The sequence below is a fragment of the Olivibacter jilunii genome (assembly GCF_900607235.1).
GTDB classification, from domain to species: domain Bacteria; phylum Bacteroidota; class Bacteroidia; order Sphingobacteriales; family Sphingobacteriaceae; genus Olivibacter; species Olivibacter oleidegradans.
Genome location: NZ_LR027853.1, coordinates 370,172 through 383,715, shown reverse-complemented (window position 1 = coordinate 383,715; position 13,544 = coordinate 370,172). Strand labels below are relative to the sequence as shown.

The window sequence follows — 13,544 nt, the reverse complement described above, 5'->3', positions numbered from 1 at the left end:
CTTTATTGTTATGTGCTGGACTTCAAAAGTAACGTTCCGTCGCCGATAGCTAACGCCTAACAACTTACTACTAATACCTAAAAAGGCATACCAATACCAAAGTTATACTGGATAAAATTATAAGGATCCGGTCCGTTGGTCAGTTTATAGTTTCGTTTAAATTCGCGACTGTTGAATAAATCGGTAATAACCCATTGATCAGCGCCTTCGAATTGTGGGTCTTTGACTTTAATACCTGCGTCAAAACGGAAAACAAAGTACTGCAGGTCAAACCGTAAGCCGGCTCCCGCCCCAATGGCCATTTGTCCCAAGAACTTATTAAACTTAAATTCACCGCCAGGGTTTTCAGCGCTCTCCTTTAATCGCCAAATATTACCGATATCTGTAAAGGTTGCCCCTTTCAATTTAGCACCAAAAAAATCATTCAACAACTTAAACCGATATTCAAAATTGCTGAAAATCTTAATTTCTCCCAGTTGATCAAGATTTCGGAGTCGATTTCTCAAGTCTTCTGTTAAAATCGACCGATTGTAGTTACCGGGACCTAAAGTTCTCGCCTGCCAGGCACGCTGATCATTCATCCCGCCCCCGAAAAACTGCTTTTCGAAAATCAGGAACTCTGAATTATTCCCAAAAGGAACACCTATACCGGCGTTTATGCGGGCCACAAACTGGCGTTCTCCCCCTAGATGCCTATATATCCTAAAGTCAACCTCCGTTTTAACATATTGCAAATACGGAACATTCAATATGGTATTTTGGCCGATATCATTCTTCTTAAAATTAATGATCTTACTGAGTAAGTTAAGCGTATTACCACTTAAATCCAATGCACCCCGGAAATATAAAAAGTTATCGTAAGTATTCAACCGCAAAGTATTGAACGTATAAGTATATTGGCTGCCAATACCAAAATAGGCACGGTCATTACTCTTCACATAAAGTTCGTAGCCATTATTCTGCAGGGAATCCTTGAACGCGTTGTCTAATCGTCCTAGTCGATATTCGAGGGATATTGGCGTAACACTGTGCAGTTTATATTTCGTATCATACCAGTTATAGGAGATCGAATTAATAATATAGCGATTACTATAGGTATTCAACTGATCAAATATCTGCCAGTTGGTTGAAAAAATCGTATGAGGCATACCATTTTTACCTACTAACGGGATACGAAAAGGAACGATCAATCGTGGAATGGATAAATTAGCGCCAAACTGTAAGTCGCGGTTCCAGATCCTGCTCCACAAAGGACCTCCGAGTTGCGAATCGAACAAAGCGCCAAAACGTGCTTTGATCTCAAGCTGCTCAGAACCGCCGAATAAATTTCGATTCGTATAAGTATTACCAATATTGAAACCACTCCGCCCCGAGGTGAATACATATTCACCTTCCACACGGTTAGACATCCGCTTCAAGGGCGTCAACTCATAATGAACAGTGAGATGCGTGGAGTCTTTTTTCTTATAGCTGGTTCTTATTCCCCTAAAGCTATTTAATTCATATAATCGATCATAAGTCAGGTTCTCCTTTTCGATGTCGAAGATATCGCCAATTTTGGGATAAATGTACCGTGCAAGTGGCTTTGGTCGAAAACGTTGTGTATAATCCTTTACCTCCAAGCCATGAGCTAACTGAGTGCTATCCGGTTTGTTTATTCCGACTTCTCCATCACTGTTTTTTATGACGACATAACTACTATCGATTTTAAAAACAGTGTGCCCACTCTTGCCCTCGGGATTATCGATGAAAAGCCTAAGATCAGCTTGGCTACTGTTCATATTGGTATCCACTTCAAACCGAACATATTGACGTAGATAATCGTAATATCCATTATGTTTCATAAGGTTATAGATTGACTCACGCTCCTTTACCAGAGTATCTGCATCGAAGCGCATACCCGGTCGCAATACAGGAAAGCGTGCAATATGTTGTTTGTACAATTTATCAACCTGTGGATCACCAATCTCATGCTCAATATAACGGATCTTAAAAACGCCTCCCTGCTTCACGTCGAAGTCAATTTCTGCCTTTTTACGTCTCACGTAAATATGGCTTTTGACTTCTGCATTAAAATAACCCTTGGATACCAGGAACCTTTCGATTTGGTTTCGGGAAATCTCAACTAAGGAACTGTCTAGTATACTGGGAGGTTCGCCGACATTCCTAATTTTATCCGTTCGATATTTTCCACCTTTACTGTTTGCAAAATTATAAATGAAGAGATTTATCTTAGAGTTCGGACGGATTTCCCGTTGAACATAAGCTTCAGCACCCTCTTTAAATTCTTTATTTATCCCATTTAACTTTACCTTTGTAACCAATGCCTGGTCATCATTCAACAATCTCGTGGATCTGCAAGACGAGAAAAATAGTGATGTGAGCACTATGAATACAAAAAAATACAAGTAAGATAATTGCGATGCTCTCAAAGTCTCAGCTTCAATTTGTTAAATCCTTACATCAAAAAAAGTTCAGAAAAGAACATGGTCTCTTTATTGTAGAGGGTTTTAAATCCATAACGGATTTTTTTCACTCAGATTATGTAATACATAGTATTTACTATACTCCAAAAGTAGGGCCAAAGATCGATATTTTCGGAGAGAAAATAAAACATTATCCCATATCGGAACGTGATTTGGAGGCAATTAGCACACTGAAAACGCCACAGGGAATAGTGGCATTAATAGAAACGCCAAGTGAAGTTGCCGTTCAGGAGGATGAATTACGGGATCAATTTTCTCTAGTATTAGATACTATTCAAGACCCCGGCAATCTAGGCACGATTATCCGAACGGCAGATTGGTTCGGCATCAAACATATTATCTGTTCGGAAGAAACTGTAGAATGTTTCAATCCAAAGGTGGTACAGGCTACCATGGGTTCTTTAGCACATGTTTCTATACACTACACAGACCTGCATGCTTTTCTTAAGGATGTCACGCTGCCGAGTTTTGCGACGGTGTTGGACGGCCAATCCATTTACGAAACCGATTTCGGCAGTGAGGGATTCATTATTTTAGGCAATGAAGGGAACGGTATTGCGCCCGATCTGATCAGCAATAAAACACAACGTATCACGATTCCAAGTTTCGGAAACGCTGAATCGCTCAATGTAGCAGTTTCAGCCGCTATATGTTGTTCGGAAATAAGCAGAAAAGATAATTTGCATAAAAGTTGAAAAAAATTAGTAAAGAAAGATAATTTTACTATTTTTGCAAGCCTAAACGGAAAGGGTCGGATGGCCGAGTGGCTAGGCTGAGCTCTGCAAAAGCTCCTACAGCGGTTCGAATCCGCTTCCGACCTCATTAAAAGATTTATTAAAGAATAAAAGCCATGGGAGTTACACGCTTAAAAAGAAAAGATAGAAGAAATAAAACCGTATCACGTTTAGAGGTACAATTCTTAAAGCTTGGCCGTAATATTGAAGTTGGAAGTAGATCGAAAGAGCCAAAAAATAGCCAAGTCACCAAAAATAATGCTGTTTTAGATAAACTTACTGCAGAAAGCAAATAAGAGGCTAATAACAAAATATTAAAAAAGACCTGAATTTTTATTCAGGTCTTTTTTCTTTATAAGACCAAAGGATGCGTAAATTATCAATGGACGAACTGGGGCGCCCCAGTGTTGACGAATTCAAGCAATTAGATAAGTTGCCAGTAACGGTTATACTTGATAGTGTGCGAAGTCTACATAATGTAGGATCTGTTTTTAGAACATCTGATGGCTTTGCGGTGGAACGCATTCTTCTCTGTGGAATTACCGGTACCCCTCCCCATCGGGATATAGAAAAGACAGCTTTAGGAGCTACACAATCTGTGGCCTGGCAATACGAAAAGAATATTGAGGAAGCGATAATTAATTTAAAACAGGAAGGAAAAAAAATAATCGCCATAGAGCAGGCAGAAGGCAGCACTATGCTGCATCGTTTCATCCCGGTAGCGGGCGAAAGCTATGCGTTGATCTTCGGCAATGAAGTAAATGGTGTTTCAGAAGAAGCAATGAAGCTGATCGATTATTGCGTTGAAATCCCCCAATTCGGGACCAAACACTCCTTTAATGTTGTCATTTCGGCGGGAATCGTTTTATGGGATTTCTATCGGAAACTAAAACTAAAAAGCGGCGACTCCTAGGAGTATCGCCGCTTTTACTATTAAAAAATCTTATGCGTATGACGCAATCGAATCTTTACTTTCGAGTACCGATTTCCCCATAAGAAATTCATCTACTTTCCTAGCACATTCGCGTCCTTCAGAAATTGCCCATACGACCAATGATTGCCCTCTGCGCATATCACCCGCTACAAACACTTTATCAACAGTTGTCTTATAGCTGCCTTCAGCTGCATTGACATTGCCGCGTGCATCTAAAGAAACACCAAGCTGTTTTAACAAGCCTTCATGTTGTGGATGTAAGAATCCCATAGCCAATAAAGCCAGCTCGCAAGGTATTTCACGTTCCGATCCAGGCACTTCTGCAAATTTAACCGGTCTGCCCAGGGCATCAGTTTCCCATTCCAAATCAACCACCAGTGCACCTTTTAAGTTACCATGCTCATCACCTAAAAACGCCTTGGTATTGATGCTCCAAAACCGCTCACAGCCTTCCTCATGTGATGTGGTATTTTTAAGAAGCATTGGATAAGTAGGCCAAGGCATCGCGGACGTGCGCTGAGCAGGCGGCTTAGGCATTAGTTCAAACTGCGTAACCGTTTTTGCTCCATGACGATTTGAAGTACCTACACAGTCAGATCCGGTATCACCGCCACCGATCACCAATACATTCTTATTGCTTGCTAAGATATCCTCTTCCTGATAGGCAGACTCACCAACACGCTTATTCTGCTGTTTCAAAAATTCCATTGCAAAATAAACGCCTTTCAGTTCTCTTCCGGGAATATTCAAATTTCTTGGAATGGTAGAGCCCCCTGCCAACACGATGGCATCAAAGGCTTTCAATTCATCGGCCGGCACATTGACGCCCACCTCCGCATTACATCTGAAAACAACGCCTTCTTGTTTCATCAGCTCAATACGCCGATCGATCACCCACTTGTCCAGTTTAAAGTCCGGGATGCCATATCGTAATAAACCGCCCGGTTTATCATCTCTTTCAAACACCGTTACCTCATGACCCGCCTTAATCAGTTGGGCTGCTGCGGCTAAACCGGCAGGGCCTGAACCAATAACCGCAACGCTTTTACCCGATTTAATAGCCACCGGTTTTGCTTTGGCAAAACCTTTTTGATAAGCTATTTCCGCTATGTGTTTTTCAATTTCTTCAATTGCCACCGGTGAGCGATTGATACCCAATACACAAGCCGATTCGCACGGTGCCGGACAAATACGCCCGGTAAACTCAGGAAAATTATTGGTTGAGGATAGTATTTCAAAAGCCTCTTCCCATTTACCGTCGTACACAGCGTCATTAAATTCAGGTATAACGTTTCCTAGCGGACAACCTGAATGGCAAAAAGGGATGCCACAGTTCATACAACGGGCAGCCTGTGTATTTAATTCTTCCTCACTGTACGTATGAACAAATTCTTTATAATTTTTAAGTCTCTCTTCAGGAGTATCTTTTGTGGGGAGCTGTCTTTCAAACTCTTTAAACCCGGTTACTTTTCCCATTTCTCTTACCTAATAATATTATGCTTCAACCAATTTCGTCTGTAAAACACGCTTGTATTCTTTCGGGAATACTTTTACAAATAGACTACGCTCGTTCTTCCAGTTACTTAGAATAGTTGAGGCTAGTTTACTATTTGTCAAATTAATGTGCCGTTTCAACAAATTAATAATTTGTGTTTCATCTTCTTCATCCAGCGGATCTAGATCAACCATCTCAAGATTGCAACGATCTTTAAAAGTACCGTTGATATCATATACCCAAGCAATACCACCGCTCATACCGGCAGCAAAATTACGACCTGTTTCGCCTAATATCAGTGCCCGTCCACCGGTCATATATTCGCAGCCATGATCACCAACTCCCTCTACAACGGTTGTTGCTCCTGAGTTACGTACTGCAAAACGTTCACCTGCCTGGCCGCATACAAACAAGTGCCCGGAGGTAGCGCCGTAAAGTGCTACGTTACCAATAATAATGTTCTCATGCGGAACCAGCTGACTGCTGCTTGCAGGATAAATTGCCAATTGTGCACCGGACAAGCCCTTACCTACATAGTCATTTGCTTCGCCCTCTAACTCAAAAGATAAACCTTTTGCGGCAAAAGCACCGAAGCTCTGTCCTGCCGATCCAACAAATTTGAAGTTAATGGTATTATCGGGCAGTCCTTCTGAACCATATATTTTTGAAACCTCGTTAGATAATAACGTTCCGATGGTACGATCTGTATTTTTTACATTGAACGTACCGAATACAGGTGTCTTACTTTCTAAGGCTTTAGCAGCTTGTTTCAACATACCCCAATCCAAAATCATATCCATGCCGTGATCTTGTGATTCGGTTTGGTATAGACTCTTACCGGATGGGTTTTGGGGTGCATATAGAATGCCGGACAAATCGAGCTTATTGACCTTCCAGTGATTAATATCTTCACGGACTTTAAGGAACTGTGCCTTTCCAACCATTTCATTAATGGTTTTGAAACCTAAGCTTGCCATGATTTCGCGCAATTCCTCTGCTAAAAATTTGAACAGGTTAACAATATCTTCCGGCTTGCCTGTAAACAACTTACGCAATTCCGGATCCTGCGTTGCAACGCCAACCGGGCAGGTATTCAAATGACATTTACGCATCATGATACAGCCTCCCGCAACCAAAGCAGCGGTAGCTACGCCCCATTCCTCAGCGCCCAATAAAGCGGCAATTGCTAAGTCTCTTCCCGTTTTAAGTTGTCCATCGGTTTGCAATACCACACGGCTACGGAGCTGGTTTTTGACCAAGGTTTGTTGCGCCTCGGCTAAACCAAGTTCCCAAGGTAATCCTGCATGCTTAATTGAGCTAATCGGAGAAGCACCCGTACCCCCATCGTAACCGGCAATGAGAATAACATCGGCATGCGCCTTCGCTACGCCCGCAGCGATAGTTCCTACACCCGCTTTTGACACCAGTTTCACATTGATACGGGCTGCGCGGTTTGCATTTTTCAAATCGAAAATCAGTTGTTTTAAATCCTCAATAGAATAAATGTCGTGATGCGGAGGAGGCGAAATCAGACCTACACCCGGCGTTGCGTGACGAACTCGGGCAATCCACTCGTCCACTTTATGTCCCGGAAGCTGACCACCTTCACCCGGCTTCGCCCCTTGTGCCATTTTAATTTGTAATTCATCGGCTTGCGTTAAGTAATTTGACGTTACACCAAAACGAGCAGAAGCAATTTGTTTGATTGCCGAACGCATTGAATCACCATTAGGCAATGGCTTATAACGGATCTCATCTTCACCACCTTCGCCTGTATTACTTTTCCCTCCTATTCGGTTCATGGCAATAGCCAGCGTGCTATGCGCCTCATGAGAGATAGAGCCGAAAGACATGGCGCCGGTAGCAAAGCGTTTCATAATATTTTCTGCCGGCTCTACTTCGTCTAACGAAATGGGAGCACGGTGTTTAGCAAAATCAAAGAGACCGCGTAAGGTGTACATACGCTCCTTCTGGTTATTGATATGCGCTGCATACTGCTTGTAAATTTCATAGTTACCGGTTCTACAAGCCTGCTGAAGTAAGTGTACCGTCGTGGGGTTAAACAAATGTGCCTCCCCTCTTCTACGCCAAGCATAAATTCCCCCTTCGGGTAACAGATTGGTTTTCTTTTCACTACGGAATCCACGATCATGCTTACTTAAAACTTCTCGCGCAATATCGTCCAATCCTAAGCCACCGATTCGGGATACCGCACCGCAGAAGTATCGATCCACAACATCTTTATGTATTCCCAATACTTCGAAAATTTGCGCACCATTATATGATTGCAAAGTAGAGATTCCCATTTTTGAGAATATCTTAAGCAATCCGCTACAAACAGCTTTAACGTAATTCTTAGACAGCTCAGGCCAAGTGAGGGATGTTTCGATCACACCTTCCTCTTTCAATGTCCTTATAGATGCAAGAGCCATGTACGGGTTAATAGCCGTAGCACCAAAAGCAAGTAAACAAGCAAAATGATGAACTTCCCATACATCACCTGCTTCAACCACTAAACCTACTGCTCCCCTATAGCCCGTTTTTATTAAATGGTGATGAACCGCCGATACCGCCAATAACGAAGGGATCGCTGCGTGTTGCGAATCAATTGCTCTGTCAGACAATATCAACACTTCAAATCCGTCGCGGACGGCGTCCTCGGCGTAACGACATAGACGTGCCAGGCCCTCTTCCAGTGAACCTTCTTTTCCGTCCGCCTTAAAATAGGTTTGCAATGTTTTTGCCTGAAAGATTCCGGTATCGATACTACGCAATTTTTCCAGATCTCTGCTAGTAACAATAGGATGCTCCAAAGCAACGCAATGGCAATGCATTTTATCTTCATCCAAAATATTTCCGGAGTTTCCGATAAAGGTAGATAAGCTCATCACCAAACGTTCCCGAATCGGATCGATCGGTGGATTGGTTACTTGCGCAAAATATTGTTTAAAATAACTGCTAAGATGTTGTGGATGTTCAGACAGTACAGCCAGGGGCACGTCTGTTCCCATAGAACCTACTGGCTCTTTTCCATCTAGTGCCATCGGAATCAAGATACCCTCGATATCCTCTCTTGAGTAGCCGAATATTTGTTGATATTTAAATACAGATTCTTTCGAAAGATAGGTGAAGGTAACACGCGGTTCTGCCAAATCTTTAATATGGATTTTGTACTTGTCAAGCCATTCGCCATAAGGTTGTTTAGTGGCTAATTCATGCTTGATATCCGCATCACTCAAAATTTCCCCTTTTTCCATATCAACCAAGAATATTTTTCCCGGTTGTTGGCGGCCCTTTTTAATAATAATGCTCTCATCTATTGGCAAGGCGCCCGCCTCCGATGCTACCACTACCCGATCATCATTCGTTACCGCATAACGAAGGGGTCGTAATCCATTTCGATCGAGCGTAGCACCAATGGTTTTTCCGTCTGTGAAACATAATGCCGCCGGGCCGTCCCAAGGCTCCATAATAGTGGCATGGTATTCGTAAAAGGCTTTGCGCAACGGATCCATTGAAGTGTTTCCATCCCATGCTTCAGGTACCAACATAAGCATCACGTGCGGCAGAGAACGCCCACTATGTAAAAGCAATTCTACCACATTATCCAATGAAGCAGAATCCGATAATCCCGGATCTACTACAGGAAGTAAAATATCAAGCTCTTCATCCGAAAAATAAGGTGAAGAAATAGACCTTAAACCGGCGTAGAAGCGATTCAAGTTTCCTGTAAGCGTATTTATTTCTCCATTATGAGCAACAATACGGAATGGTTGCGCCAATTTCCAGGAAGGAAAAGTATTAGTTGAAAAACGCGAGTGCACCAGGCCAAAGGCAGAAACCACCCGCTCATCCGACAAATCATTGTAATAAGAACGCACCTGATAAGTGGTTAGCTGTCCTTTATAAATAAGTGTTTTACTGGATAGGGACGGCATATAGAATTGCTCCTTTGCTTCTGCCAGCTCTTCTTTTATTCTTTTTACAAGTAATCGCCGAAGCACAAACAGTTTTCGGTCGAAATCTTCCGTATTACGAACCTCTTTAGGACGCTCAACGAAAAATTGAATAATGTTAGGCTCAGCACTTAAGGCGGTCACTCCCACTCCTTCCGGCGTTACAGGCACTTCGCGTACGCCGAGAAAATTAAGCCTCAATTGGGCACAGGAGTCCTTAATAAGTTCTCTGCAACGTTCGTTCAGTGATTCCTCCTTGGGTAAAAACGTCATCCCCACGCCGTAGTAACCCGGTTCTCCCAGTCTTATATCCAGCTTACTACATTCTTCCCAAAGAAACTCATGCGGTATCTGAATCATAATACCGGCTCCATCGCCGCTTTCCTCATCACAACCACAGGCCCCTCGGTGCTCCATGTTCTCCAACATCGTCAACGCGTCCTGAACCTGACGGTGACTTTTTAATCCTTTTAAATGAGCCACAAAACCAACCCCGCACGCATCATGCTCAAAATCAGAACGATACAATCCCTGTTCTTCCATATCTTCAACTGTCATTGTTATTGCTTAGTTTAAATAGATTGCTAAAATAACATTAATATTCGACAATATTAAATTTTTATTATTTTTTGTGATAAAAACTTGATGAAATATCTAGAATAACACAATAAACTTAAAAAAATCGTAAACCATGTTTTCGCAAGCGCTTCAAATATGAAAATGCATACAGCATAAAAAAAAACAGTCTGATCTCCAATGATCTAGCACTATTTCAATAAAAAAACTTAGTAAATTAAGTTTTTTTCCTATTTTTGCGGTGGGTAAGTCTTTTACGACCAGCTCCCTTTGAACTCCCCCAGGGTGGGAACACAGCAAGGGTAAAAGGTTGAGCGGTGCGATAAAAGGGGCTTGCCCTTTTTTTATTTCCTCTTTTTACACTTATCTTTTACTAAAATAGCAAATATTGGTTACTTTTGTTGCAATCAAAACCAAGTTTTAACAATAATATCTTATGAAATTTTTTATAGATACCGCCAATCTTCAGCAAATCAAAGAAGCGCAAGATTTAGGGGTTTTAGACGGAGTTACAACAAATCCAAGCCTAATGGCTAAAGAAGGCATTAGCGGTGAAGAAAATGTGATCAATCATTACAAAGCTATATGCGATATTGTAGATGGCGACGTAAGTGCGGAGGTGATTAGCACTGATTATGAAAATATTATTAAAGAAGGGCTTGCACTAGCAAAACTGGACGACAAAATAGTCGTTAAAGTACCTATGATAAAAGAAGGAGTAAAGGCGATCAAATACTTCAGCAGTGAAGGTATCAAAACGAATTGCACCCTTGTTTTCTCTGCCGGACAAGCACTCTTGGCTGCAAAAGCCGGAGCCACTTATGTTTCTCCGTTCATTGGCCGTTTAGACGATATCTCTACCGATGGCTTAAGCTTGATTGAAGATATTCGCCTGATATATGACAACTACGGCTATGAAACGCAAATCCTAGCAGCTTCCGTACGTCATGCCATGCATATTATTGAGTGCGCCAAAATAGGAGCAGACGTAATGACAGGACCGCTTTCAGCTATTTTAACATTGTTGAAGCACCCGCTTACTGATAGTGGTCTGGCTCAGTTTTTGGCTGATCATGCAAAAGCCGCCGGTAAATAGGCTATCAAGTATTTCCTCCGGATAGTCTTCCGCATAGGCTGTTCGTCCTAATTTTGCTCTGTACAAGCAAATTGTTTATAGTTACTTAAAGGACCTTCATTGATCGTTCCCTTAAGTAACTTCTTAGTTTAGATACTATGGATATTTTCGACATCGTCATTGTAGGCGGCGGCCCCATTGGTTTGGCTTGCGGAATTGAAGCCGAAAAAGCCGGGCTACGTTATGTGATTTTAGAGAAGGGTTGTTTAGTGAATTCACTCTTCAATTATCCACAGCACATGACCTTTTTTTCGACCTCTGAAAAGCTGGAAATCGGGGGCGTGCCCTTTGTATCCACTAATCCAAAACCAAAGAGACTGGAGGCATTGGAATACTACCGGAGAGTACAGCAAAAATTTTCGCTAAACGTTCGCTTGTTCGAAGAGGTAATAAACGTCACGAAAAAGGATGATCTGTTTACCGTCCAAACCATAAAGAATGTCTTTGGGGCAAAGAATGTGATTCTTGCTACAGGCTTTTACGACAAACCTAACTTGATGCAAATACCGGGAGAGAATTTACCGAAAGTAAAACACTATTATAATGATCCCCATTACTATGCAAATCAGCAGGTAGTGGTAGTAGGTAGTAGCAATTCATCTGTAGATGCCGCGTTGGAAACGTATCGCAAAGGTGCCAAGGTGACTATGGTGATAAGAAGAAATGAAATCAGTCATCGTGTAAAATATTGGGTGCGTCCGGATATCGACAACCGTATAGCAGAGGGTTCAATCAAGGCCTACTTTAATAGTTGTTTAACAGCCATTGAAGAACATGTGGTTCATATCGCTACGCCTGAAGGTCCGATTACTATTAAAAATGACTTTGTGTTAGCTTTAACCGGCTATCAGCCTAATTTTGACTTTCTGAAAAAACTGGGCATTAGGTTATCTCCTGATGATTTATTGATTCCGGAGCATGACGAATTAACAATGGAAACTAATATTCCACATTTGTACCTCGCAGGCGTAGTTTGCGGAGGCATGAATACACACCTCTGGTTTATCGAGAACTCACGCGTTCACGCAGAACAAATCATAAGACATATTAGCGGATAAAGCTTGAACTGTAAACAGGGAAAAGAAATTCGACATCTTTTTGAGCAATTTTTTTATTATTTTTGAACCTATGGAAGATGGTTCTCAAATAACGGAATTTGGCAAGGTCTTTATTTATCTGATCGTTGGAACGTTCTTGGTTCTCTTCACTTTATTGTTAGGAAAACTATTGTCTCCCCGTAAACCTAGTTCGGCAAAAAGCAGCACCTATGAATGTGGCGAAGTGGCGCGGGGAAGTTCGTGGGTTCAGTTTAACTCACGGTTCTATGTTATAGCCCTCGTATTCCTTTTATTCGATGTGGAAATGGTGTTTATTTTTCCATGGACAACCATTTTTGGTGCTGCTGATTTAATCCATGCAGATGGTAGATGGGGCTGGTATACCTTGGCGGAAATGTTCATATTCATTGGAATTCTATTGGTTGGTTTACTTTATGTTTGGAAAAAAGGCGATTTAGAATGGATAAAACCTAACCCGAGCCTCCCTTCCTTACCGGGTACAATCCCACTCGAAGTTTATGAGAACATTAACAGAGCGACTTATAAGCTAAGGCCATTTCAAGCAACGAATAAGACGGAGGATATACAGTCGGATAAACCGTCTGCTCTCGCTAAACCTGCTTTTAAACCTAAATTTGTAAAGAAGGATTCGTAATGAGTACAAGCACGCAAACAGATAGTGGTATTGTTGTAGCAAAGTTGGACGACCTCCTTAATTGGGCACGGTTATCGTCCATGTGGCCCGTGAGTTTCGGTATCGCTTGCTGTGCAATCGAAATGATGGGCGCAATGGCCGCTACTTACGACTTGGATCGATACGGTGTTTTTCCGCGGGCTTCTCCAAGGCAGGCAGATGTTATTATTATAGCGGGTACCGTTACATTTAAGATGGCTGATAGAATACGGCTTTTATATGAACAAATGCCCGAACCAAAGTACGTTATATCCATGGGGTCCTGCTCCAATTGCGGGGGCCCGTACTGGCAACACGGTTATCATGTAGTAAAAGGAGTAGACAAGATAATTCCGGTTGATATATACGTGCAAGGGTGCCCTCCCCGACCTGAGGCGCTGATTGGTGCATTTTTAGAACTTCAAAAGAAAATAGGATCGGAACACATTATTAACGAAAAAATAAACTCTTAAAAAATACAATTATTAGTTAAGCTA

The 13,544-nt window shown here is 41.9% G+C and carries 10 protein-coding genes, 1 tRNA gene and 1 other RNA gene; 9 read left to right on the top strand and 3 right to left on the bottom strand.

Features of this window, described 5'->3' with window-relative positions; all coding sequences use genetic code 11:
- Positions 1 to 77 precede the first annotated feature (77 nt).
- The gene (gene tamL / locus E0E36_RS19970; RefSeq protein WP_446686258.1) at positions 78 to 2,387 is read right to left on the bottom strand and encodes a translocation and assembly module lipoprotein TamL; all 2,310 of its coding nucleotides are present in this window, start codon (positions 2,385 to 2,387) and stop codon (positions 78 to 80) included.
- Between the two features lie 35 nt (positions 2,388 to 2,422).
- Between tamL and E0E36_RS19965 the strand changes: the two genes are divergently transcribed.
- The 4 genes from E0E36_RS19965 to E0E36_RS19950 all read left to right on the top strand — a co-directional run bounded on the left by E0E36_RS19965 (position 2,423) and on the right by E0E36_RS19950 (position 4,133).
- Positions 2,423 to 3,181, top strand: coding sequence for a TrmH family RNA methyltransferase (locus E0E36_RS19965; RefSeq protein ID WP_130857458.1), 759 nt, complete (start codon positions 2,423 to 2,425; stop codon positions 3,179 to 3,181).
- A gap of 54 nt (positions 3,182 to 3,235) precedes the next feature.
- Positions 3,236 to 3,306: transfer RNA gene (locus E0E36_RS19960), tRNA-Cys, on the top strand.
- A gap of 30 nt (positions 3,307 to 3,336) precedes the next feature.
- Positions 3,337 to 3,516, top strand: a complete 180-nt coding sequence (locus E0E36_RS19955) for a hypothetical protein (protein ID WP_013666449.1) — start codon at positions 3,337 to 3,339, stop codon at positions 3,514 to 3,516.
- Between the two features lie 71 nt (positions 3,517 to 3,587).
- A complete protein-coding gene (locus E0E36_RS19950) occupies positions 3,588 to 4,133 on the top strand; it encodes an RNA methyltransferase (RefSeq protein ID WP_130857457.1) in 546 nt (181 codons plus the stop codon).
- A 30-nt stretch (positions 4,134 to 4,163) separates the two neighbouring features.
- Here the strand turns inward: E0E36_RS19950 and E0E36_RS19945 are convergent, their stop codons facing one another.
- Positions 4,164 to 5,630 carry a glutamate synthase subunit beta gene (locus tag E0E36_RS19945; RefSeq protein WP_130857456.1) on the bottom strand — a complete coding sequence of 489 codons (1,467 nt, stop codon included), beginning with the start codon at positions 5,628 to 5,630 and terminating at the stop codon, positions 4,164 to 4,166.
- A gap of 18 nt (positions 5,631 to 5,648) precedes the next feature.
- The gene (gltB, locus tag E0E36_RS19940; RefSeq protein WP_130857455.1) at positions 5,649 to 10,163 is read right to left on the bottom strand and encodes a glutamate synthase large subunit; all 4,515 of its coding nucleotides are present in this window, start codon (positions 10,161 to 10,163) and stop codon (positions 5,649 to 5,651) included.
- 261 nt (positions 10,164 to 10,424) lie between these two features.
- Here gltB and ffs point away from each other — a divergent pair.
- The 5 genes from ffs (at position 10,425) to E0E36_RS19915 (ending at position 13,520) form a co-directional block, all read left to right on the top strand.
- Positions 10,425 to 10,523, top strand: an RNA gene (gene ffs, locus E0E36_RS19935) — signal recognition particle sRNA small type.
- Positions 10,524 to 10,617: 94 nt separating this feature from the next.
- Positions 10,618 to 11,277, top strand: a complete 660-nt coding sequence (gene fsa, locus E0E36_RS19930; RefSeq protein WP_013666445.1) for a fructose-6-phosphate aldolase — start codon at positions 10,618 to 10,620, stop codon at positions 11,275 to 11,277.
- Between the two features lie 137 nt (positions 11,278 to 11,414).
- Complete coding sequence (locus E0E36_RS19925) at positions 11,415 to 12,374, top strand: YpdA family putative bacillithiol disulfide reductase (protein WP_013666444.1); 960 nt, start codon at positions 11,415 to 11,417, stop codon at positions 12,372 to 12,374.
- 70 nt (positions 12,375 to 12,444) lie between these two features.
- Positions 12,445 to 13,029 carry an NADH-quinone oxidoreductase subunit A gene (locus tag E0E36_RS19920; RefSeq protein WP_130857454.1) on the top strand — a complete coding sequence of 195 codons (585 nt, stop codon included), beginning with the start codon at positions 12,445 to 12,447 and terminating at the stop codon, positions 13,027 to 13,029.
- A complete protein-coding gene (locus E0E36_RS19915) occupies positions 13,029 to 13,520 on the top strand; it encodes an NADH-quinone oxidoreductase subunit B (protein WP_013666442.1) in 492 nt (163 codons plus the stop codon). Before E0E36_RS19920 ends, E0E36_RS19915 begins: the two co-directional genes overlap by 1 nt.
- Positions 13,521 to 13,544: the final 24 nt, after the last annotated feature.

What these genes read in the sequence shown, in the direction of transcription:
- fsa (WP_013666445.1), top strand. Translation starts at nt 10,618, where the DNA reads ATGAAATTTTTTATAGATACCGCCAATCTTCAGCAAATCAAAGAAGCG.
- E0E36_RS19945 (WP_130857456.1), bottom strand. Translation starts at nt 5,630, where the DNA reads ATGGGAAAAGTAACCGGGTTTAAAGAGTTTGAAAGACAGCTCCCCACA.
- E0E36_RS19955 (WP_013666449.1), top strand. Translation starts at nt 3,337, where the DNA reads ATGGGAGTTACACGCTTAAAAAGAAAAGATAGAAGAAATAAAACCGTA.
- E0E36_RS19950 (WP_130857457.1), top strand. Translation starts at nt 3,588, where the DNA reads ATGCGTAAATTATCAATGGACGAACTGGGGCGCCCCAGTGTTGACGAA.
- gltB (WP_130857455.1), bottom strand. Translation starts at nt 10,163, where the DNA reads ATGACAGTTGAAGATATGGAAGAACAGGGATTGTATCGTTCTGATTTT.
- E0E36_RS19925 (WP_013666444.1), top strand. Translation starts at nt 11,415, where the DNA reads ATGGATATTTTCGACATCGTCATTGTAGGCGGCGGCCCCATTGGTTTG.
- E0E36_RS19965 (WP_130857458.1), top strand. Translation starts at nt 2,423, where the DNA reads ATGCTCTCAAAGTCTCAGCTTCAATTTGTTAAATCCTTACATCAAAAA.
- E0E36_RS19920 (WP_130857454.1), top strand. Translation starts at nt 12,445, where the DNA reads ATGGAAGATGGTTCTCAAATAACGGAATTTGGCAAGGTCTTTATTTAT.
- E0E36_RS19915 (WP_013666442.1), top strand. Translation starts at nt 13,029, where the DNA reads ATGAGTACAAGCACGCAAACAGATAGTGGTATTGTTGTAGCAAAGTTG.